General features: G+C 62.0%; 22 protein-coding genes and 1 pseudogene. 14 read left to right on the top strand and 9 right to left on the bottom strand.

From position 1 onward, the window contains the following. The 7 genes and pseudogenes from R3355_RS23575 to trpC form a co-directional block, all read left to right on the top strand. A partial coding sequence (locus R3355_RS23575) for an aminotransferase class III-fold pyridoxal phosphate-dependent enzyme (RefSeq protein WP_318963555.1) occupies window positions 1-982 on the top strand: 982 nt, incomplete at its 5' end. A gap of 237 nt (window positions 983-1,219) precedes the next feature. After that, window positions 1,220-1,894, top strand: coding sequence for a ribulose-phosphate 3-epimerase (gene rpe / locus R3355_RS23570; RefSeq protein ID WP_318949337.1), 675 nt, complete (start codon window positions 1,220-1,222; stop codon window positions 1,892-1,894). After that, a pseudogene (locus tag R3355_RS23565) lies at window positions 1,891-2,740 on the top strand (phosphoglycolate phosphatase). The gene rpe and the pseudogene R3355_RS23565 overlap by 4 nt, the downstream one beginning before the upstream one ends. Window positions 2,741-2,806: 66 nt before the next feature. After that, window positions 2,807-4,300, top strand: a complete 1,494-nt coding sequence (gene trpE, locus R3355_RS23560) for an anthranilate synthase component I (RefSeq protein WP_318963553.1) — start codon at window positions 2,807-2,809, stop codon at window positions 4,298-4,300. An 11-nt stretch (window positions 4,301-4,311) separates the two neighbouring features. After that, window positions 4,312-4,908, top strand: a complete 597-nt coding sequence (locus R3355_RS23555; RefSeq protein WP_318963551.1) for an aminodeoxychorismate/anthranilate synthase component II — start codon at window positions 4,312-4,314, stop codon at window positions 4,906-4,908. Further along, window positions 4,905-5,951 carry an anthranilate phosphoribosyltransferase gene (gene trpD / locus R3355_RS23550; RefSeq protein ID WP_318963549.1) on the top strand — a complete coding sequence of 349 codons (1,047 nt, stop codon included), beginning with the start codon at window positions 4,905-4,907 and terminating at the stop codon, window positions 5,949-5,951. Before R3355_RS23555 ends, trpD begins: the two co-directional genes overlap by 4 nt. After that, a complete protein-coding gene (gene trpC / locus R3355_RS23545; protein WP_318963547.1) occupies window positions 5,948-6,784 on the top strand; it encodes an indole-3-glycerol phosphate synthase TrpC in 837 nt (278 codons plus the stop codon). The genes trpD and trpC overlap by 4 nt, the downstream gene beginning before the upstream one ends. A gap of 176 nt (window positions 6,785-6,960) precedes the next feature. Here the strand turns inward: trpC and crp are convergent, their stop codons facing one another. Next, window positions 6,961-7,605 (bottom strand): cAMP-activated global transcriptional regulator CRP, encoded by a 645-nt coding sequence (gene crp, locus R3355_RS23540; protein WP_172153125.1) that lies wholly within the window; start codon window positions 7,603-7,605, stop codon window positions 6,961-6,963. A 231-nt stretch (window positions 7,606-7,836) separates the two neighbouring features. Here crp and R3355_RS23535 point away from each other — a divergent pair, with 231 nt between their 5' ends. Further along, window positions 7,837-8,283: an OsmC family protein gene (locus R3355_RS23535; RefSeq protein WP_318963546.1), complete on the top strand. Its 447-nt coding sequence runs from the start codon at window positions 7,837-7,839 to the stop codon at window positions 8,281-8,283. A 68-nt stretch (window positions 8,284-8,351) separates the two neighbouring features. On the opposite strand, the gene coq7 is transcribed toward R3355_RS23535, so the two are convergent. Both coq7 and R3355_RS23525 read right to left on the bottom strand, forming a co-directional pair. Beyond that, entirely contained in the window at window positions 8,352-8,999 is a 648-nt protein-coding gene (gene coq7 / locus R3355_RS23530; RefSeq protein ID WP_318949330.1) for a 2-polyprenyl-3-methyl-6-methoxy-1,4-benzoquinone monooxygenase, read from the bottom strand. A gap of 98 nt (window positions 9,000-9,097) precedes the next feature. Continuing rightward, window positions 9,098-9,436, bottom strand: coding sequence for a histidine triad nucleotide-binding protein (locus R3355_RS23525; protein WP_318963545.1), 339 nt, complete (start codon window positions 9,434-9,436; stop codon window positions 9,098-9,100). An 85-nt stretch (window positions 9,437-9,521) separates the two neighbouring features. Here R3355_RS23525 and R3355_RS23520 point away from each other — a divergent pair, with 85 nt between their 5' ends. Further along, a complete protein-coding gene (locus R3355_RS23520; RefSeq protein WP_318963543.1) occupies window positions 9,522-11,000 on the top strand; it encodes an AAA family ATPase in 1,479 nt (492 codons plus the stop codon). On the opposite strand, the gene R3355_RS23515 is transcribed toward R3355_RS23520, so the two are convergent. The 4 genes from R3355_RS23515 to hemJ all read right to left on the bottom strand — a co-directional run bounded on the left by R3355_RS23515 (window position 11,001) and on the right by hemJ (window position 14,545). Next, window positions 11,001-11,789 (bottom strand): SDR family oxidoreductase, encoded by a 789-nt coding sequence (locus R3355_RS23515; protein ID WP_318963542.1) that lies wholly within the window; start codon window positions 11,787-11,789, stop codon window positions 11,001-11,003. It abuts the gene before it with no gap. Window positions 11,790-11,879: 90 nt separating this feature from the next. Then, on the bottom strand, window positions 11,880-12,869 hold the full coding sequence (locus R3355_RS23510; RefSeq protein ID WP_318963541.1) for a DUF805 domain-containing protein: 990 nt from the start codon (window positions 12,867-12,869) through the stop codon (window positions 11,880-11,882). A 265-nt stretch (window positions 12,870-13,134) separates the two neighbouring features. Then, a complete protein-coding gene (locus tag R3355_RS23505; protein WP_318963540.1) occupies window positions 13,135-14,097 on the bottom strand; it encodes a nitronate monooxygenase family protein in 963 nt (320 codons plus the stop codon). Between the two features lie 19 nt (window positions 14,098-14,116). Next, a complete protein-coding gene (gene hemJ, locus R3355_RS23500) occupies window positions 14,117-14,545 on the bottom strand; it encodes a protoporphyrinogen oxidase HemJ (protein ID WP_318963539.1) in 429 nt (142 codons plus the stop codon). Window positions 14,546-14,679: 134 nt separating this feature from the next. On the opposite strand from hemJ, the gene argC reads away from it, so the two are divergent. From argC to erpA, 4 genes are all read left to right on the top strand, one after another. After that, window positions 14,680-15,714, top strand: a complete 1,035-nt coding sequence (gene argC / locus R3355_RS23495; protein ID WP_318963556.1) for an N-acetyl-gamma-glutamyl-phosphate reductase — start codon at window positions 14,680-14,682, stop codon at window positions 15,712-15,714. Window positions 15,715-15,761: 47 nt separating this feature from the next. Continuing rightward, entirely contained in the window at window positions 15,762-16,445 is a 684-nt protein-coding gene (locus R3355_RS23490) for a DUF6776 family protein (protein ID WP_318963538.1), read from the top strand. A 9-nt stretch (window positions 16,446-16,454) separates the two neighbouring features. Then, the gene (locus R3355_RS23485; protein WP_318963537.1) at window positions 16,455-16,865 is read left to right on the top strand and encodes a polymer-forming cytoskeletal protein; all 411 of its coding nucleotides are present in this window, start codon (window positions 16,455-16,457) and stop codon (window positions 16,863-16,865) included. 77 nt (window positions 16,866-16,942) lie between these two features. Continuing rightward, the gene (gene erpA / locus R3355_RS23480; protein ID WP_090448660.1) at window positions 16,943-17,293 is read left to right on the top strand and encodes an iron-sulfur cluster insertion protein ErpA; all 351 of its coding nucleotides are present in this window, start codon (window positions 16,943-16,945) and stop codon (window positions 17,291-17,293) included. A gap of 73 nt (window positions 17,294-17,366) precedes the next feature. On the opposite strand, the gene R3355_RS23475 is transcribed toward erpA, so the two are convergent. Further along, window positions 17,367-18,458, bottom strand: coding sequence for an anhydro-N-acetylmuramic acid kinase (locus tag R3355_RS23475; RefSeq protein ID WP_318963535.1), 1,092 nt, complete (start codon window positions 18,456-18,458; stop codon window positions 17,367-17,369). Between the two features lie 5 nt (window positions 18,459-18,463). Continuing rightward, entirely contained in the window at window positions 18,464-19,909 is a 1,446-nt protein-coding gene (locus tag R3355_RS23470; RefSeq protein ID WP_318963534.1) for an OapA family protein, read from the bottom strand. Between the two features lie 212 nt (window positions 19,910-20,121). Here R3355_RS23470 and tyrS point away from each other — a divergent pair, with 212 nt between their 5' ends. After that, window positions 20,122-21,321 carry a tyrosine--tRNA ligase gene (gene tyrS, locus R3355_RS23465; protein ID WP_318963532.1) on the top strand — a complete coding sequence of 400 codons (1,200 nt, stop codon included), beginning with the start codon at window positions 20,122-20,124 and terminating at the stop codon, window positions 21,319-21,321. The last annotated feature ends 153 nt before the right edge of the window (window positions 21,322-21,474 follow it).

Raw genomic sequence — 21,474 nt, 5'->3', positions numbered from 1 at the left:
CGACTTCGCCAAGAAGACCCTGCTGGTCACCACCGGCTCCGAGGCGGTGGAGAACGCGGTGAAGATCGCCCGCGCCGCCACCGGCCGGGCCGGGGTGATCGCCTTCACCGGCGGCTACCACGGCCGCACCATGATGACCCTCTCGCTGACCGGCAAGGTCAATCCCTACTCGGCCGGCATGGGCCTGATGCCCGGCGGCGTGTTCCGCGCCCAATACCCGTGCGAGCTGCACGGGGTCAGCACTGACGACGCCATCGCCAGCATCGAGCGGGTGTTCAAGAACGACGCCGAACCGCGCGACATTGCCGCCATCATCATCGAGCCGGTGCAGGGCGAGGGCGGCTTCTACGTCGCGCCGAAAGAATTCATGCAGCGCCTGCGCGCCCTGTGCGATCAGCACGGCATCCTCCTGATCGCCGACGAAGTGCAGACTGGTGCCGGGCGTACCGGCACCTTCTTCGCCATGGAGCAGATGGGCGTAGCCGCCGACCTGACCACCTTCGCCAAATCGATCGCCGGCGGTTTCCCGGTGGCGGGCGTGTGCGGCAAGGCCGAATACATGGACGCCATCGCCCCGGGTGGCCTGGGCGGCACCTACGCCGGCAGCCCGATTGCCTGCGCCGCAGCCCTGGCGGTAATGGACGTGTTCGAGGAAGAACAGCTGCTGGAGCGCTGCAAGGCCGTCGGCGAGCGGCTGGTCACGGGCCTCAAGGTCATCCAGGCCAAGCACAAGAGCATCGGCGAGGTGCGCGCCCTCGGTGCGATGATCGCCATGGAGCTGTGCGAGGACGGCGATCTGCACAAGCCGAACGCCGCGCTGACCGGCCAGATCGTGGCCAAGGCACGCGACAAGGGCTTGATCCTGCTGTCCTGCGGCACTTACGGCAACGTGCTGCGGGTGCTGGTGCCGCTGACCGCCGAAGATGCCCTGCTCGACAAGGGCCTGGCGATCATCAAAGAGTGCTTCGACGAACTGGCGTAAGCGCAACTGCTGTATGGAAACCCGCTGCGGCGGGTTTTCTTTTATCCGCGACCTCGTAGGGCGGATCGGGGCGCGTAGCTGACGCTTCACCCATCCACCAACTGCGATGGTGGATGAAAAAAGCGTCATCCACCCTACACCGCTCTGCTGAGCGGGCAGCCGACCATCGTCCCAGCGACGGCTGAGAATGCGCTCGGGTACAATGCGCCACTTTCGTGAATGCCACTGAGGTGCGCCATGCAATCCTTCGCCATCGCCCCGTCGATCCTCTCCGCCGATTTCGCCCGTCTGGGCGAGGAAGTGGACAAGGTGCTCGCCGCGGGTGCCGACATCGTCCACTTCGATGTGATGGACAACCACTATGTACCCAACCTGACCATCGGCCCGATGGTCTGCGCGGCGCTGCGCAAATACGGCATCACTGCGCCGATCGACGCACACCTGATGGTCAAGCCGGTGGATCGCATCATCGGCGACTTCATCGAGGCCGGTGCCAGTTACATCACCTTCCACCCGGAGGCCAGCGAGCATGTCGACCGCTCCCTGCAGCTGATCAAGGCTGGCGGTTGCAAGGCCGGCCTGGTGTTCAATCCGGCCACCCCGCTGGAGGTGCTCAAGCACGTCATGGACAAGGTCGACATGATCCTGTTGATGAGCGTCAACCCGGGCTTCGGCGGGCAGAAATTCATCCCCGGTACCCTCGACAAGCTGCGCGAGGCACGTGCCCTGATCGACGCCAGCGGCCGCGACATCCGCCTGGAGATCGACGGCGGGGTCAATGTGCAGAACATCCGCGAGATCGCCGCCGCCGGTGCCGACACCTTCGTGGCCGGCTCGGCGATCTTCAGCCAGCCGGACTACAAACGCGTGATCGATGCAATGCGTGCCGAGCTGGCTCAGGTGCGCGGGTGAGCATGCTGCAAGAGCTGTTTCAGGGCGAGTTGCCACGTCTGGTGATGTTCGACCTGGACGGCACGCTGGTCGATTCGGTGCCGGATCTGGCGGCGGCGGTGGACAAGAGCCTGCTTCTGCTCGGGCAGCCGGCGGCCGGGATCGAGCAGGTGCGCGACTGGGTCGGCAATGGGGCTCGGGTGCTGGTGCGGCGCGCCCTGGCCGGTGGCCTGCAGCACGAGCATATTGACGATGCCGACGCCGAGCAGGCGCTCGAACTGTTCATGCAGGCCTATGCCGAAGACCACAGCCTGACCCGGATTTATCCGGGTGTGCTGGCAACCCTCGACTGGCTGCGCGCGCAACAGGTCGAGATGGCGATTATCACCAACAAGCCGGAACGCTTCGTCGCGCCGCTGCTGGATGAAAAAGGCCTGGGCAGCTATTTCCGTTGGATCATCGGCGGCGACACCCTGCCTCAGCAGAAGCCCGACCCGGCCGCGCTGCTGCATGTGTTGCAGCTGGCCAGGGTCGAGGCCCGGCAGGCGCTGTTTATCGGCGATTCGCGCAATGACGTGCTGGCGGCCAAGGCGGCCGGTGTGCCCTGCGTGGCGCTGAGTTACGGCTACAACCACGGTCGCCCGATCGCCGAAGAGAACCCGCTGCGCGTGCTGGATGATTTGCGCCAACTGCTGGTTGCCGGCTAAGCCGCGCGGGCCGGGTTGCTTAGGTCTGGCGGCTGCGCTAGTGTTGCCGGACTTTACTCCTGCCTGAGAGAGCTCCGTGGTGGTTACCTGCACGCGCTGGTCCGCAAGAACCGGTATGAAAATCATCAAGGCCCTGGCCCGTTGGCGCTGGCGCCTCTGACCTGATCTTGGCCGCACAGGCCGCGCGTTTGCACACGACCGTTTACCCTCAAGCCACGAGGCTGATATGACCCGCGAAGAATTCCTGCGTTTAGCCGCTGCCGGCTATAACCGCATTCCGCTTGCCTATGAAACCCTGGTCGACTTCGATACCCCGTTGTCGATTTACCTGAAACTGGCCGATGAGGCCAACAGCTACCTGCTGGAGTCGGTCCAGGGTGGCGAGAAATGGGGCCGCTACTCGATTATCGGCCTGCCGGCGCGCACCGTGCTGCGCGCCTATGGCCACCGCGTGAGCATCAGCGTCGATGGCGTCGAAGTGGAGCGCCACGAGTGCGCCGATCCGCTGGCCTTCGTCGAGCAGTTTCAGGCGCGTTACAAGGTGCCGACCCTGTCCGGGCTGCCGCGCTTCAACGGCGGCCTGGTCGGCTACTTCGGTTACGACAGCGTGCGTTACGTCGAGCCGAAGCTGGCGGCCGGGAGCCATCCTGACCCGCTGGGCACCCCGGATATCCTGCTGATGGTGTCCGACGCCGTGGTGGTGTTCGACAACCTGGCCGGCAAGATGCACGCCATCGTCCTCGCCGACCCGGCCGAGGAGGGGGCGCTGGAACAGGGTCAGGCACGCCTGCAGGAAATTCTGCACAAGCTGCGCCAGCCCATTACCCCACGCCTGGGTGTCGACCTGAATGCCGCGCCCGGTGCCGAGCCGGTATTCCGCTCCAGCTTCAGTCGCGACGATTACGAGCGTTCGGTCAGCGCGATCAAGGAGTACATCCTCGCCGGCGACTGCATGCAGGTGGTGATTTCCCAGCGCATGTCGATCCCGTTCAAGGCCGCACCTATCGATCTGTACCGGGCGCTGCGCTGCATCAACCCGACGCCCTACATGTACTTCTTCAATTTTGGCGACTTCCACGTGGTCGGCAGTTCCCCCGAGGTGCTGGTGCGCCTCGAGGACGGCCTGGTCACGGTGCGTCCCATCGCCGGCACCCGCCCGCGCGGCGCCAACGAGGAGGCCGATGTGGCCCTGGAGCAGGACCTGCTGGCGGATGCCAAGGAAGTCGCCGAGCACCTGATGCTGATCGACCTGGGTCGCAACGACGTCGGTCGGGTCGCCAGCACCGGCTCGGTCAAACTCACCGAGAAGATGGTGATCGAGCGCTATTCCAACGTCATGCACATCGTCTCCAACGTCACCGGTCAACTGAAGGAAGGCCTGACGGCGATGGATGCGCTGCGCGCCATCCTGCCGGCCGGCACCCTGTCCGGGGCGCCGAAGATTCGTGCCATGGAAATCATCGACGAGCTGGAACCGGTCAAGCGTGGCGTCTACGGCGGCGCCGTCGGCTACCTGGCCTGGAACGGCAACATGGACACCGCCATCGCCATCCGCACCGCGGTGATCAAGGACGGCGAGCTGCATGTGCAGGCTGGCGCCGGCATTGTCGCCGACTCGGTACCGGCTCTGGAGTGGGAAGAAACCCTGAACAAGCGTCGCGCCATGTTCCGTGCCGTCGCGCTTGCCGAACAAACCGTCCCTGACCAGAACGAGCGCTGAGGAGTCCTGCCATGCTGCTGATGATCGATAATTACGACTCCTTTACCTACAACGTGGTGCAGTACCTCGGCGAACTGGGTGCCGAGGTGCACGTGATCCGCAACGACGAGCTGAGTGTCGCCGAGATCGTCGCCCTGCAGCCCGAGCGCATCGTGGTCTCGCCCGGGCCCTGCACGCCCAACGAGGCCGGCGTGTCGCTGGCGGTAATCAAGCACTTTGCCGGCCAGCTGCCGATTCTCGGCGTCTGCCTGGGCCACCAGAGCATCGGTCAGGCCTTCGGCGGCGAGGTGGTGCGTGCGCGCCAGGTGATGCACGGCAAGACCAGTCCGGTGTTCCACGAAAATAGCGGGGTGTTCGCCGGTCTCAACAACCCGCTGACGGTTACCCGCTATCATTCCTTGGTGGTCAAGCGCGAAAACCTGCCCGATTGCCTGGAAGTGACCGCCTGGACCCAGCGCGAAGATGGCGCGGTCGATGAAATCATGGGCCTGCGGCACAAGACGTTGAATATCGAGGGTGTGCAGTTCCATCCGGAATCCATTCTCACCGAGCAGGGCCATGAGCTCTTTGCCAACTTCCTCAAACAACATGGAGGCGTGCGCGCATGAACATCAAGGAAGCCCTCAATCGGGTCGTCAGTCAGCTCGACCTGAGCACTGCAGAAATGCAGGATGTGATGCGCGAGATCATGACCGGCCAGTGCACCGATGCGCAGGTCGGCGCCTTCCTCATGGGCCTGCGCATGAAGAGCGAAACCATCGACGAGATCGTCGGTGCCGCGCAGCTCATGCGCGAGCTGGCTGCGCCGGTGCAGATCGACGCCGAACACCTGGTCGACACCTGCGGCACCGGCGGCGACGGCATGAATATCTTCAACGTCTCCACCGCGGCGGCCTTGGTCGTCGCCGCGGCCGGGGGGCGGGTGGCCAAGCACGGCAACCGTGCGGTTTCGGGCAAGAGCGGCAGCGCCGATCTGCTGGAAGCCGCCGGGGTCAACCTCGATCTCACCCCGGAGCAGGTGGCGCGTTGCGTCGAGAGCGTGGGGGTCGGCTTCATGTTCGCCCCGGCCCACCATGGCGCGATGAAGTACGCCATCGGCCCGCGTCGCGAACTGGGCCTGCGCACCATCTTCAATATGCTCGGGCCGATGACCAATCCGGCCGGGGTCAGGCATCAGGTGCTGGGGGTGTTCAGCAAGGCGCTGTGCCGGCCGCTGGCCGAAGTGCTGCAGCGCCTGGGCAGTGAGCATGTGCTGGTGGTGCACGCCCAGGATGGTCTGGACGAGATCAGCCTGGCGGCACCGACCTTCGTTGCCGAACTGAAAGACGGCGTGCTCAGCGAGTACAGCATCCAGCCGGAAGATTTCGGCATCAAGAGCCAGAGCCTGATCGGTTTGACCGTCGATGACGCCGAACAATCGCTGGCACTGATCCGTGATGCGCTGACCAAGCGCAAGGGCGAGCAGGGCCAGAAGGCGGCCGACATGATCGTGCTGAATGCCGGGGCGGCGCTGTATGCCGCCGATCTGGCCAGCAGCCTGAAAGAAGGTGTACAACTGGCCCATGATGCGCTGCATACCGGGCTGGCCTGGGAGAAACTGCAGGAACTGGTGTCCTTTACCGCGGTATTCAAGCAGGAGAATCAAGGGTGAGCATTCCAACCATTCTGGAGAAAATCCTTGCCCGCAAGGCCGAAGAAGTGGCCGAGCGTCGCGCCATCGTCGGCCTCGAGGAAGTCGAGCAGCAAGCCCGTGCCGCCGATACCCCGCGTGGTTTCGCCCGGGCCTTGCAGGAACAGGCCAAACGCAAGCAGCCGGCGGTCATCGCCGAGATCAAGAAGGCTTCGCCGAGCAAGGGCGTGCTGCGTGAACTCTTCGTCCCGGCGGACATCGCCCGCAGTTACCAGGCCGGTGGGGCGACCTGTCTGTCGGTGCTGACCGACGAGGATTTCTTCCAGGGCGCCGATCTCTACCTGCAGGAAGCGCGAAACGCCTGTTCGCTGCCGGTGATCCGCAAGGATTTCATGATCGACCCCTACCAGATCGTCGAGTCCCGTGCCCTGGGCGCCGATTGCGTGCTGTTGATCGTTGCGGCGCTGTCCGATGCGCAGATGGCCGAGCTGGCGGCGACCGCCAAGGCCTTCGATCTCGATGTGCTGGTCGAGGTGCACGATGGCGACGAGTTGGAGCGTGCGTTGAATACCCTGGATACACCGCTGGTAGGCATCAACAACCGTAACCTGCATACCTTCGAACTCGACCTGGAGACCACCCTGGATCTGCTGCCGCGAATTCCGCGCGACCGCCTGGTGGTGACCGAGAGCGGCATCCTCAACCGCGCCGATGTCGAACTGATGGAAATCAGCGAGGTGTACGCCTTCCTGGTCGGTGAAGCCTTTATGCGTGCGGAAAATCCGGGAATTGAACTGGAACGACTGTTCTTCCCCGAGCGCCGGCGGGTAATCGCCAGGTCCGATGTGGACTGAGATGCTGTGAAAAAACTTTCGCCTACTGCGGCCGTCTGCAACCCCCCCCCCCTGCGGCGTTGCGCTGCGAATGCCTGGAGACGGTCTCGCTACGGCGCTCGATATTTACATAGCCGCTGATTTCGGCGAATAACAAAAAGCCGGCGCATGCGCCGGCTTTTTTATGCCTGGCGACTTCAGCGGGTGCCGAATACCACCATGGTCTTGCCTTTGACGTTGACCAGGCCTTGCTCTTCCAGGGCCTTGAGCACGCGGCCGACCATCTCGCGCGAGCAGCCGACAATGCGGCCGATTTCCTGGCGGGTGATCTTGATCTGCATGCCGTCCGGGTGGGTCATGGCGTCCGGCTGTTTGCACAGGTCGAGCAGGGTGCGCGCGACGCGGCCGGTGACGTCGAGAAACGCCAGGTCGCCGACCTTGCGCGTGGTGTTGCGCAGGCGTTCGGCCATCTGGCTGCCTAGCGCGTAGAGGATGTCCGGGTCTTGCTGGGTCAGTTCGCGGAATTTGGCGTAGCTGAGCTCAGCCACTTCGCATTCGGTCTTGGCGCGCACCCAGGCGCTGCGCTCTTTCTCTGCCCCATCCTTGTCGAACAGGCCCATCTCGCCAAAGAAGTCGCCGGGATTGAGGTAGGCGATGATCATTTCGCGACCATCATCGTCCTCGATGAGGATGGTGACCGAACCTTTGACGATGAAGAACAGGGTTTCGCAACGATCACCCGCATAGATGATGGTGCTTTTTGCCGTATAGCGACGACGGTGACAATGTGCGAGGAGTTTGTCGAGATTCTTGATTTTAGGTGTAAGGGTAATTGCGACCATGCCCGAGTCCCGAAAATAAAAAGGTAAGCCTTTGTCTGACAGGCAATTTCTTATAGTTATCTGGCCAGTGTGCCAGCAATCCGGCGTCAGCTTAACAAACACGTCAAGGCCTGGGTCGATTTTGCGACATGGCTAACATCTAGCCGCGGAACTTTCGTCCGGAAGGCTGAAGTCAGGCCGCGAAAAGGGCTGTGCTAAGCTGCGTCCCTTTTTAACAGCGGAGGCTTGGTAATGAAAGCGCGCATTCAATGGGCCGGCGAAGCCCTGTTTATCGGCGAGTCGGGCAGCGGTCACGCGGTGGTGATGGACGGCCCGCCGGAGAGCGGTGGCCGTAATCTGGGTGTGCGCCCGATGGAGATGTTGCTGATCGGTCTGGGCGGTTGCAGCAACTTCGATGTGGTCAGCATCCTGAAAAAATCCAGACAGCCGGTAGAGAGCTGTGAAGCCTTTCTCGAGGCCGAACGGGCCACCGAAGAACCCAAGGTGTTCACCAAGATCCACCTGCACTTCGTGGTCAAGGGCCGAGGCTTGAAGGAGGCGCAGGTCAAGCGTGCGGTGGAACTGTCGGCGGAGAAGTATTGCTCGGCCTCGATCATGCTCGGCCGTGCCGGGGTCGAGATCACCCACGACTACGAGATCGTCGAATTGGCTGACGCACCCAAGAGCGTCAAGCCATAAGCTGCTAGTGATATCGATAAAGGGCGCCATTGGCGCCCTTTATCGATATGCCGGCAACGTGCCTGCGGCTACAGCCGATAGGCGCTCTTGGTCATGACCTTGGACAGCAGCGTCATGCCGAATTTTACCGGAGTCGGGAAGCGCAGGCCGCCGGCCTCCAGGGCGCTGGTGGCGTGGCGCTCTTCGTCGAGGCGCATCTGCTCGAGTATCGCCCGTGACTTGTCGTCGTTGGCTGGCAGCTGTTGCAGGTGGTCGTCCAGGTGCTTGACCACCTGATCTTCGGTGGCGGCGACAAACCCCAGGCTGATCTTGTCGCTGATCAGGCCGGCCACGGCGCCGACACCAAAAGACAGGCCATAAAACAGCGGGTTGAGCACGCTCGGGTGACTGCCCAGCTGGCGGATACGTTGCTCGCACCAGGCCAGATGATCGATTTCCTCATCGGCGGCATGCTCCATGGCGGTTCGCACGTCCGGCAACTTGGCGGTCAGTGCCTGACCCTGGTACAGCGCCTGGGCGCATACCTCGCCCGTGTGGTTGATGCGCATCAGGCCGGCGACATGCCGCGCGGTCGGTTCATCCAGTTCGGCCTCCTCCTGCACGATGGCTGGCGAGGGGCGACTGGGCTGACCGCTGAAGGGCAGCAGGGTGCGCAGAGCCGCGTCCGCTTGCAGGAACAGGCGGTCTACGGGGGAGTACTGACGTTCGCTGGCCATCGGGCACCTCCGGCGAAAAGAGAGTGGCGAGTTTACTCCAATCGATGTGCTGCGGCTTGACCGGAGTCAGGGCCGTTCGACTGGGCTGGGAGCGTTGTTCAGCCCGGCGGCCAGGTCATCTGCCGTTGACCGAGGACATGCATGTGGATGTGGTAGACGGTTTGCCCGCCCAATTCATTGCAGTTCATCACCACGCGAAAGCCTTGTTCACAGCCTTGTTCCTTGGCCAGGCGCTGAGCGGTATAGAGAATGTGTCCGGCCAGGGCTTTGTCGTCTTCGCCGAGGTCGTTGAGGCTGTGAATGTGCTTCTTCGGGATCACCAGAAAATGCACCGGGGCCTTGGGGCCGATATCGTGAAAGGCGATCACTTGATCGTCTTCATAAAGCTTGCGCGCGGGTATCTCCCCGGCGACGATCTTGCAGAACAGACAGTCCATGGCGCAGTCTCCTGGCCTGTTGAATGAGGCCCGAGTCTAACGGGCTGGGTCGATCCCGACCATATGACCGCCACAAGGAGCGGGTGTGAAGAACGATATCCATGATCTGGGCCTGGTGCTCGACTCCAGGGTCAAGCTGATCCTCATCGAGTCCTGGGATGAGCCGCGCGTACTGGAAACCCTGACCGGTCTGGCGGTCAAACGTGGCCTCGGCTTGCACACCTGGTCGGTGACCGAAGGCCTGCAGCGCCTGGGCTTCGGCGGTGAGCAGTCGGGCGAAGCCTCGAGCCAGGAGCCGGAGACCGCGTTGCGGCTGATCAAGGCCGATCCGCAGGCGAATCTGTATGTGCTGTGCGACCTGCATCCGTTTCTCGCCGACAACCCCAGGCTGGTGCGCCTGCTCAAGGAAATCGCCATGCGCGATAGGCCGCAGGCACCAACCCTGGTGCTGGTCTCCCACGCCTGCAAGCTGCCGGCGGAGGTACAACGCTTTGCCGCGCGCTTCAGCCTGGCGCTGCCGTCGGAAGACGAATTGCTGGCGATCGTGCGCGAAGAAGCCAGCCGCTGGAGCGAGCGTAATCGCAATGCCCGGGTGCGCACCGATAATCGTACCTTGCAGCAGGTGGTGAAGAACCTGCGCGGCCTGAGTCATGGCGAAGCCCGGGTGCTGGCGCGCAATGTGATCTGCGATGACGGCGCGATTACCCAGGAGGATTTGCCGGAACTGAACAAGACCAAGTTCCAGCTACTGGATCTTGAGGGGGTGCTGAGCTTCGAGTACGACACCGCACGCTTCGCCGAGGTCGGTGGCTTGAACAACCTCAAGCGCTGGTTGGCCGAGCGCCAGGGCATTTTTCTCGACGGCAATGGCCGCGACCTGCCCAAGGGCATGCTGCTGGTCGGTGTGCAGGGCGGCGGCAAGAGCCTGGCCGCCAAGGCCGTGGCCGGCTTGTGGGGCTTGCCCCTGCTGCGTCTGGACTTTGCCTGCCTGTACAACAAGTTCTTTGGCGAGACCGAACGCAACCTGCGCGAGGCCTTGAGCCTGGCCGAGCAGATGGCGCCCTGTGTGCTGTGGATCGACGAGATCGAGAAAGGTCTGGCCAGCGGCGAGCATGACGGCGGCGTCAGCCAGCGGGTGCTCGGCACCCTGCTGACCTGGATGGCCGAGCGCAAGGCGCCGGTATTCATGGTGGCGACCGCCAACGCGATCGACCGTCTGCCGCCGGAACTGGTGCGCAAGGGGCGTTTCGATGAGCTGTTCTTCGTCGACTTGCCCGATCAGGCTGTGCGCGCGGAGATCTTTCGCATTCATCTGGCGCGGCGCGAGCTGGAACCTGCCGGGTTCGACCTGCACCTGCTGGCGCTCGCCAGCGCCGGGTTTTCCGGGGCAGAGATCGAACAGGTCGTGGTCAGCGCCCTGTATGCGGCCCAGGCGCAACAACAGGCGGTCGATCAGGCCTTGCTGCTGCACGCTATCCACAGCACCGCGCCCTTGTCGGTGGTGATGGCCGAAGACCTCAACGCCTTGCGGGCCTGGGCCCAGGGTCGTACGGTCATGGCCTGATCAGCTGCGGCTGAGCGGCCGGTTGCGCCGCGCCGCGACTTTGCGCACCAGCCAGCGCGGCGCCAGGCGTGGCGCGATGGCCCGCAGCCGGTTGCGCCAGCCGGGAATGATGATCGCGCGGTTTTTCTCCAGCGCCTTGAGCGTGATCAGTGCCACCTCCTCGGCGCTCATCACCCGCTTGTCGTGTTCTGCCTGCGTGCTGTCCATCTGTGCCGAGCAGAAGTAGGCGCTGCGCATCGGCCCCGGGCAGAGCACCGACACGCTGACACCGTATTCCTTGAGTTCTTCGCGCAGACCTTCGGAGAAGTGCAGGACATAAGCTTTGCTCGCGTGGTAGTTGCTCATCCAGGGACCGGGGTGAAATCCAGCCAGCGAGGCGACATTGAGGATCTGCCCGCTGCCCTGTCCGGCCATCACCGTGCCGAGAGCATGGCAGAGGCGGGCGAGTGCGAGGACGTTCACCTCGATCAGTTGCTGCTCGCCGCGCCAGTCCTGCGCGACGAAGGCACCACCAGTGTCCACCTCGGCGCTGTTGATCAGCAGGTCGATGGACAGCTCGCTCTGTTCCAGTTCATGCAGCAGTCCGGAGATTTGCAGCGGCTCGCCGAGGTCGCAGACGCGGAACAGGACTTCCACGGCGAAGCGCTGGGTCAGCTCGCGGGCGATGCTGTCCAGCGCATCGCGTTGCCGTGCAACCAGGATCAGGCTACGCCCGCGACGTGCCAGGGCTTCGGCCAAGGCCAGGCCGATACCACTGGATGCGCCGGTTATCAGGGCGTAACGAGGCATGGGGGTTCTCCGTGAAGGGACAGCTTTGACCGCCCTGGTGCTCCTGGGTTGCCTGGGCCGCCGGCCAAATTACCGCGGCCCGGTGCTGGCTCAATTGCCGGGTGTGCCCAGGATGCCCGGATCCATATCGCTGAGCGCCAGACCAAGCATGGCGAAGCCACCAAGGAACAGGGTCAGCACGCTACCGATCAGCAGCGCCAGGAACAGCCCGGCGAGTATCTTGACTGCGGTGCTGTTGGCCGGCGGCGGCGAGCCAAAACGGTTGGCGCCCTGGCTGCCGGGGACCACCAGCATCAGCAGCCAGAACACGCTGTTGACGATCGGCACGATATTGAGCAGCAACAGCCAGCCACTCCAGCCGATGTCATGCAGGCGCTGCACGCCGATCTGCACGCTGACGACCAGCATGCCGATCAGCACGGCGATCCCCAGAATGCCGCCGAGCACCTCGGAAATGCCGGCTGCAATCGCCACCACGCCCATGACCCCTGCGGTGGCGAACATCAGTACCAGTGACCAGGCCAGATAGCGCAGTCGGCCGATCCTGCCGTCGATGGTGAAGGCATTCAGCTCGCCGAACGCCGGTAGCACTTCACCCACTGCCGCCCGGGGCGTGGCATAGGGGGTCTTGGCCGGATCGCCGGCTGGGGGGGCATGACTTGCCGGCGCATCGGTAGGCACGGCCTGACGCGCCACGAACTTCTCGATGATGATGCCGCAAGCAGAACATTCTGCTGCCTTGGCTTGCCGATGACCGCACTTGGGGCAGTTCATCTCGCGACCGGCGTCGCTTGCCGCTGCGCCGGAACGGTGATCCTCGGTGTCGACCAGGCTCAGGCTGGCGGCCAGGTCCGGCTCCTTGCGCGCCTTGGCGCCCGCGCGGTGCAGGGCCGCGAGGTATTGATCGGCCTCGTTTTCCTGCAGATCGCGCTTGATGGCGATAGGACTGCCACTGAATAACGCGTTGATTCGCGTGCGGTCACTTTTGAACAGGCGGGCAAGGTTGTCTTGGGCGGTTTCCAGCGTTACTTCAGGCATCAATTCGCCATTGAAGACAATCTTGAAACGGGCTTGGGTCATGCAAGCTTCCTTGTCGGCGCTTATGGGTAAGTGGCCACTACAGCCTAGCGGGCCTGCAGGCCTCTGAACAAGCAGCCTAGAGCACAAATATGCTGCTCACTTCACAGGTTTGCAGGCGGCGTCCTGCAGCCGACAAAAGGTTCGTTATGTGGTCGGCATCGTTTGCTGAAGCTTTTGCGCCGAATGCCGGGTAGCGCGCCTGGCGGTCGATAGCCGAGTCGAGCATGTTCCTCAGGGTTACTCAGGCCCAGTCGGCATTGCCGCTTCAGCGCGGCCAGTGTTGCTGCAATAGTTGGGCCCGACGCTGCGCATCGCGGTATTCGCGATCCAGGCGTGCCACCAGCGCATCGACGCTCGGCAGATCGCTGATGGTGCCGACGCCCTGGCCGGCCGACCATACGGTTTTCCAGGCCTTGGCCTCGTCGCTGATCGGCTTGAGCTTCTCGCCGTAGTTGATTTCGCCCTTGTTCTGCAGTTGCTTGAGGTCGTAGCCGGCCAGTTCCAGGCTCTGGCGCATGAAGCTGGCCGGCACCCCGGATACAGCCGGGGTGTGGATGATGTCGGCGGCCCGGGCGTGCAGAATCATCTGCTTGTAAGCCGCCGGAGCGTTGTTCTCCTGAGTGGCGATAAAGCGGGTGCCGAGGTAAGCCAGGTCGGCGCCGAGCAATTGCGCGGCGAGAATTTCATGGCCGTGATTGAGGCAGCCGGCCAGCAGCAGGGTCTTGTCGAAGAACTGGCGGATTTCCGCAATCAGGGCAAAGGGGCTCCAGGTGCCGGCATGGCCACCGGCGCCCGCGGCGACCGCGATCAGGCCATCGACTCCGGCTTCTGCGGCTTTCTCCGCATGGCGGCGGGTGGTCACGTCGTGGAATACCAGGCCACCGTAGCTGTGTACTGCATCGACCACTTCCTTGGCCGCGCCGAGGCTGGTGATGACGATCGGCACGCGCTGTTCGATGCAGATGGCCAGGTCTGCCTGCAGGCGTGGATTGCTGCCATGCACGATCAGGTTGACCGCGTAAGGCGCGGATTCTGCCTGCAGACCGGCTTCAATCTCTTCCAGCCAGGCTTTGAAGGCGCCGCTGTCGCGCTGGTTGAGTGCGGGAAAGCTGCCCACGATGCCGTTACGGCAGCAGGCAAGAACCAGTTGCGGGTTGGACACCAGGAACATGGGGGCGGCCACCACGGGCAGGCGCAGGCGTTGTTCAAGCAGGGCGGGAAGGCTCATACGGGCTCCTCGGGCAGGTTCAGAAGGGTTTGACCACAACCAGGATGACAACAGCGAGCAAGACCAGCACGGGCGCCTCATTGAACCAGCGGTAGAACACATGGCTGCGTCGATTCTCGCCACGGGCGAAGCGTTTGAGCTGGGCGCCGCAGAGGTGCTGATAGCCGATCAGCAGGACGATCAGGCTGAGTTTGGCGTGCATCCAGCCTTGGCTGAAGTAGTAGCCGGGGTTGAGGCTGATCAGCCAGACACCGAAAATCAGGGTGGCGATCATCGACGGCAGCATGATGCCGCGGTACAGCTTGCGTTCCATCACGCAGAAGCGCTCGCGACTGGTGTCGTCTTCGCTCATGGCGTGGTAGACAAACAGGCGTGGCAGGTAGAACAGCCCGGCGAACCAGCAGACCATGGCGATGATGTGCAGGGCTTTGAGCCACAGATAGAGCATTGTCCGACTCCAGCGCAATAAAAGTGCCCCGATAGTAGTGGCCGGCGCCCGATACGTCATCTGCGCGGTTGGCCGCTGGCGGTTACGGCCTTATCATCGACGGCTTTCCAATGGCTTTATGCAAGGGGCAAGTGATGGTCAAGGTCGGTATCGTCGGCGGCACGGGCTACACCGGTGTGGAGTTGTTGCGCTTGTTGGCGCAGCACCCACAGGCGCAAGTTGCAGTCATCACTTCGCGCTCAGAGGCGGGCTTGCGCGTCGACGAGATGTACCCGAACCTGCGCGGTCACTACCCTGGCCTGGCTTTCAGTGTTCCGGATGTAGCGACCCTGGGGGCTTGCGACGTGGTGTTCTTCGCCACTCCGCATGGCGTCGCCCATGCCCTGGCCGGCGAGTTGCTGGCGGCCGGGACCAAAGTGATCGACCTGTCTGCCGACTTCCGTCTGCAAGACGCCGAAGAGTGGGGCAAGTGGTATGGCCAGCCCCACGGCGCGCCGGATCTGCTGCCGGAGGCGGTATACGGATTGCCGGAGGTCAACCGCGAAGCGATCAAGCAGGCGCGCCTGATCGCCGTGCCCGGTTGCTACCCGACCGCCGCACAACTGGGCTTGATTCCGCTGCTGGAAGCCGGTCTGGCCGACACTTCGCGGTTGATCGCCGACTGCAAGTCCGGGGTCAGCGGCGCCGGGCGCGGTGCCAGCGTCGGCTCGTTGTTCAGCGAGGCTGGTGAAAGCATGAAAGCCTATGGCGTCAAGGGCCACCGCCATCTGCCGGAAATTTGCCAGGGTCTGCGTCGGGCGTCGGGCACCGAGGTGGGGCTGACTTTTGTACCGCACCTGACCCCGATGATTCGCGGCATTCACGCGACCTTGTATGCAACAGTGGCGGACCGCACGGTCGATCTGCAGGCACTGTTCGAGAAGCGCTACGCCAACGAGCCGTTCGTCGACGTGATGCCGGCTGGCAGCCACCCGGAAACCCGCAGCGTGCGGGGGGCCAACGTTTGTCGCATGGCCGTGCACCGTCCGCAGGATGGCGATCTGGTGGTGGTGCTGTCGGTAATCGATAACCTGGTCAAAGGTGCTTCCGGCCAAGCGCTGCAGAACATGAATATCCTCTTCGGTCTCGACGAGCGACTGGGGCTGTCGCATGCGGCCATGCTGCCCTGATGGCCGGTTGGGAAGTCCGCCCCAGTGACCCGCGTCGTGCCGGTCGCATGCGACTGGTGTTGCTGTTGTTGCTCCTGGCTATCCCCGCCGCGTTCTATGCCGGAACCTGGTGGCAGCTGCGCACGACTCAGGCGATCGAGGTGCAATACCAGCCGATGCAGGAGCGCGTGATCGCGCTGGAGAAGGAATTGGATCAGTTGCGCCAACGCCTGGTTGTGGTCGGCAGTGGCGAGAAAGTCGCACAGCAGGCCAACGAACAGAGTCGGTTGACCATCAAGCTGCTTGAAGAACAGATCTTCAAGCAGCAGCAGGACCTGGCGTTCTACAAAGGTGTGCTGGCACCAGCCAGTCGTCGGGAAGGCCTGCGCATTCGCACCTTTGAGCTGCAGGCCACGGACAGGCCGATGCACTTTCGCTACAAAATACTGCTCAGCCGGGTGGGCAAGGACGACAAGCCGCTTGAGGGCCAGTTAGTGGTAACGGTGGAGGGGCGCCAGGGGGGGAAGGAGGTCAGCTTGCAACTGGCCGCATTGACGCAAGACTTGCCTGATCAGTTCAGTGGTCAGGTGATTCCCTTTGCCTTCAGGCATTTCCAGGCGATTCCTGAAGCTGGACGCTTCGCCGAGCTGGAGTTGCCTGAGGACTTTGCGCCGCAGCAGATCAGGGTGCGTGCCGAAGTCAAAGGCGAAAAGCCGTTGGAGCGTACATTCAAATGGATCGACCAGGAGTGACAGCCTCGCATGTGGAATAAAGACAAACGCAAGACCGACCTGCAGCGTTTCACTGGCAAGACCAGCCTGATTGCCGCCGGGGCGGAGTTCAATGGAGACTTACGCTTTCACGGGGCAGTGCAGGTCGATGGCCGGGTCTGTGGCGATCTGCAGACCAGTGATGGCATGGTTCGGGTCAGTGCCGAGGGGCAGGTTGAAGGTGAGATCCGCGCCCCGCGCATCGTGATTGACGGTGAAGTGATCGGCGATGTTTATGCCTGCGAGCACTTGGAGTTGGGCAGTCGCGCACGGGTGTGCGGTACCCTGTATTACGGCTTGATGGAAATGGCCATAGGGGCGCAGATCGAAGGGGGATTGCGCCCACTAAAAGAGCAGCCGCGGCCATTGGAGTTGCCGGAGAATCTGGTTTCTGCAGAATAGTTGACCGCTTTTGTAGGGTAAGTGGATAATGCAGGGCCTCAACGCAGTATGGCGTCTAGCGCCGGGAGATAGTCAGCATGAGCGTCGAAACCTTCACCCCTACAGCTTTGCAATTCACGCAGGGCGCGGCGAGCAAGGTGAAGAGCCTGGTCGATGAAGAGGGTAACCCTCGCCTGAAGTTGCGCGTGTTCGTCACGGGCGGCGGTTGTTCGGGCTTCCAGTACGGCTTCACCTTCGATGAAGAAGTCGCCGATGATGACACCATCGTCGAGCGCGAAGGGGTGAGCCTGGTCGTAGATCCGATGAGTTTCCAGTACCTCGCGGGCGCCGAAGTGGATTACCAGGAAGGCCTGGAGGGCTCGCGCTTCGTGATCAAGAACCCAAACGCTACCACTACCTGTGGTTGTGGTTCGTCCTTCTCGATCTGACCGCCTTCACGCTGAGGACTAACGCCCAACCGAGGGTACGGCGTTGTCGTTTCTGCGTTTGGTGCGTTAGCCGTCAGGCCGGGTAGATAGCGCCGAGCACCCGTAATCCGCTGGCGCCCGTTACACTCGGCCGATTGGCGGGTATGCCTTCCAGGCAGCAATGCGCCAACCAGGCGAAGGCCATGGCTTCCACCCAGTCGGCAGGCACGCCGTGGAGCTGCGTGCTGTTGACTGCGCAGCCTGGGAGTAGCGCGGCCAGGCGTGTCATCAGTGTGTGGTTATGCGCGCCACCGCCGCAGACCAGCAGTTCTTCGGTTTCGCTCTGAGCGCCGAGCAGGGCCTTGCTGATACTGATGGCGGTCAGCTCCAGCAGTGTCGCTTGTACATCCGCTTCGGCGTAGCGAAGGCGCTTGCCCAAGTGCTGGTCGAGCCAGTCCAGATTGAACAGCTCGCGACCGGTGCTCTTGGGTCCCTGGGTGTTGAAGAAAGGGTCGCCAAGTAGTGCTTCGAGTAGATCGGGCTGCACCTTGCCACTGGCCGCCCAGGCGCCGTCGCGGTCATAACTTTCGCCGCGCTGGCGCTGGATCCAGGCGTCCATCAGCACATTGCCCGGGCCGCAATCGAAGCCGCGCACGGGCTGATCGGGCGCGAGCAGGCTGAGATTGCTGAACCCGCCGAGATTCAATACCGCGCGGTAGCTGCGTTGCTTGGCAAATAAGGTTTCGTGGAAAGCGGGCACCAACGGTGCACCTTGCCCTCCAGCGGCGACATCCCTGCGGCGAAAGTCGCTCACTACGCTGATGCCGGTCAGCTCGGCAAGCAGGGCGGGGTTGCCAATCTGGATGGTGAACCCGCGGCCCGGCTCATGGCGGATGGTCTGGCCGTGGCTGCCGATTGCGCGGATTGAAGTGGGGCTGAGTTCTTGCTGTTGCAGTAGCGTCTGCATGCCCTGGGCAGCCAGCCTCACCCAGCGCTGTTCAGCCATGGCGGCCCGCGCCAGTTCGTCCTGGCCCGGTGCGCACAGCGCCAACAGCTCGGCGCGCAACTCTTCCGGCATGGGCAGGTAATGGGTGGCGAGTAGAGTGGTCTTCTCGCTCTGCTCGATCAGGGCGATATCCAGCCCATCGAGACTGGTACCGGACATCAGCCCAAGATAGAGCGGCATCTGCGTTAGTGCTTGTTGAGAGCGAGCAGGGTGGTTTTTTCCTGATCCATGCGTGCCATCAAGGGCGTGCTCAGTTGCATGAAGCGCTGCTTTTCATTGCGGGCAATAGGATCGGCCATTGGCAGCTTTTGGCTCAGAGGATCGACGTGGGTACCGTTGACCTGAAACTCGTAATGCAGGTGTGGTCCGGTGGAAAGGCCGGTAGTGCCGATGTAGCCGATGATCTGGCCCTGCTTGACGTTGCCGCCGGTGCGGATGCCTTTGGCGAAGCCCTGCATATGGGCATAGAGGGTGCGGTAGCGGCTGCCATGCTGGAGGACGACGGTGTTTCCGTAGCCACCTTTGCGTCCGGCAAGGGCGATCTTGCCATCGCCGGCGGCTTTGATTGGTGTACCGCGGGCGGCGGCGTAATCGACGCCCTTGTGCGCGCGGATCTTGTTCAGGATCGGATGGCGTCGGCCGTTGGAGAAGCGTGAGCTGATGCGGGCAAAATCTACAGGTGTGCGGATGAAGGCCTTGCGCATGCTGGTGCCGTCTGCGCTGTAGTAGCTGGTATTGCCTTGTTTGTCGGTGTAGCGCACCGCGGTAAAGGTTTTGCCACGGTTGGTGAAGCGGGCGGAGAGGATATTGCCGGTACCGACTTGCTTGTCGTTGACCACTTTCTCTTCATAGACCAGCTCGAACTCATCGCCATCACGAATATCCATGGCGAAGTCGATGTCGTAACCAAAAACGTTGGCCAGGTCCATGGTCAATCCATGGGAGAGTCCGGCACGCTTCGCTGACAAAAACAGCGAACTGTTGATTACACCGCGAGTGTAGGTGGTTCTGACGTCCGGTTTGACGAGGTCGCGCTTGAAGGAAAAACCTTTGTCATCCCTGCTGAGGTTGATGCTTTCGAGATCGCTGAGCTTGCTGTTCAGACTCTCGAGTTGACCGTCTGCGGAGAGCTGGAACTCGAGTGCCTGGCCAACTTTTAGGCGGCTGAATTGCTTGGCCTCTTTGCTGCTATTCAATACCTCATGAAGGCTGCTGGCAGAGAGACCTACATCAGCAAAAATCGTGGAGAGCGTATCGCCATTGGCAACCTTGACAACCTTGTAATGGGGATCGCTTGGCGTGAGCTCAGCTGTCTCGGTGCTTGGCTTGGTACTGCCGTCGCTGGTATCGACACGCTGCTTGGCACTATTGCGAGTATCCGAGGGCTGCTCGATTCTGGCGAACGGCGAGGTGTTCTGATCGTCAGTGAGGTCGTCAGGAAGCGGGTCATTCTTTTCCAGCAAAACAAGCTCGGAGCCGTTGTCGAGCTCAAGGCTGAGGTAGGTTTTCTTGGCTTCGACTTCGCGTGAGGGGAACACCAGCAAAGCCAGGCTGAGCACTGCAGCTATGCCGCTTGCAGCCAGAATGTGAGTTTTTGGGTATGGCGGGGGCGCTTTGTTTATAGAGGTCATAGATGGCTTTGACTTTGAAATAGGTGAAAAGAAAAGATGAAGAACCTGATGAATATACGTTAATTGTATAAAATATAACCAAATCGTCTGTGAGGCAACCCCAAAAGGCAGCAGCAGGCTGCAGGGGTGTGACTCTCAGAGCAAAACTTGTTATTTGTCTGCGATCTTGTATCGTTGGTTCCCTTTAATTTTGTGTGGTTGTGAGTCCTGTCATGAAGTCGGTCGAAGAGCAGCTGGCGCTGATCAAGCGCGGTGCGGAAGAGGTTTTGGTTGAGTCCGAGCTGGTGGAAAAGCTCAAGCGTGGTCAGCCGCTACGCATCAAGGCGGGCTTCGATCCGACGGCACCGGATCTCCATCTCGGGCATACCGTGCTTATCAATAAGTTGCGGCAGTTTCAGGAGATGGGGCATCAGGTGGTATTTCTGATCGGCGACTTCACCGGCATGATTGGTGACCCGAGCGGCAAGAGTGCTACCCGGCCTCCACTGACACGTGACCAGGTACTGGCGAATGCCGAGACCTATAAGGCTCAGGTGTTCAAGATCCTCGATCCGGCGAAAACCGAGGTGGCTTTCAACTCCACCTGGATGGATCAGCTGACGCCAGCCGACTTTATCCGGCTGGCGTCGCAATACACGGTTGCGCGCATGCTCGAGCGTGATGATTTCAGCAAGCGTTACTCGACCAATCAGCCTATTGCTATCCATGAGTTTCTCTATCCGTTGGTGCAGGGCTATGACTCTGTTGCCCTGCGCGCGGATGTCGAGCTGGGTGGCACCGATCAGAAATTCAATCTGTTGATGGGGCGAGAATTGCAGCGCGCCTATGGCCAGGCGTCGCAGTGCGTTGTCACCATGCCGTTGCTCGAGGGGTTGGACGGTGTCAAGAAGATGTCCAAGTCGCTGGGCAATTATGTGGGCATCCAAGAAGCTCCGGGGGTCATGTACGGCAAGCTAGTGTCCATTCCCGATGTGCTGATGTGGCGTTACTTCGAGTTGCTCAGCTTCCGCTCGATGGAAGAAATCGCTCAGTTCAAGCTTGATGTCGAGAGTGGTGCCAATCCGCGTGATATCAAGATCAAGCTGGCTGAGGAGATAGTGGCGCGCTTTCATGGGGAAGAGGCGGCGGCGAGCGCTCATCGTTCGGCGGGTAACCGCATGCGCGAGGGTGAGCTGCCGGAAGACTTGCCGGAAATCGAATTGGTCTCAGCCGAGGATATGCCTATCGCGGCTTTGTTGAACAAGGCTGGACTGGTCAAGAACGCTGCCATAGCGCGTGACTTGCTGGGTTCCGGTGGGGTGCGAGTAGATGGCGATGTGGTGGATCGTTCCTTTATATATAAGCAGGGCGCAACCCATGTCTGTCAGGCGGGCAAGAAGGCTTTTGCGCGCATTACGCTAAAGGCGGAATAAAGCCTTGACGTGGTTTCTGTTGGGCCTATAATCCGCACCTCTTCTGGCGCAGGCTTCTCGGCAAACCTCTTGTAAAACAAGAAGTTAGCTTAAAAAGAGAAGTTGCAGTGCAGCGAAAGCTGTGTAGAATGCGCCGGGCTGACAGGGTAGTGG

This window comes from Pseudomonas sp. (assembly GCF_033723075.1).
Lineage (GTDB): Bacteria > Pseudomonadota > Gammaproteobacteria > Pseudomonadales > Pseudomonadaceae > Aquipseudomonas.
The sequence above is the reverse complement of the archived record's forward strand: the minus strand, read 5'-3'. Positions and strand labels throughout refer to the sequence as shown.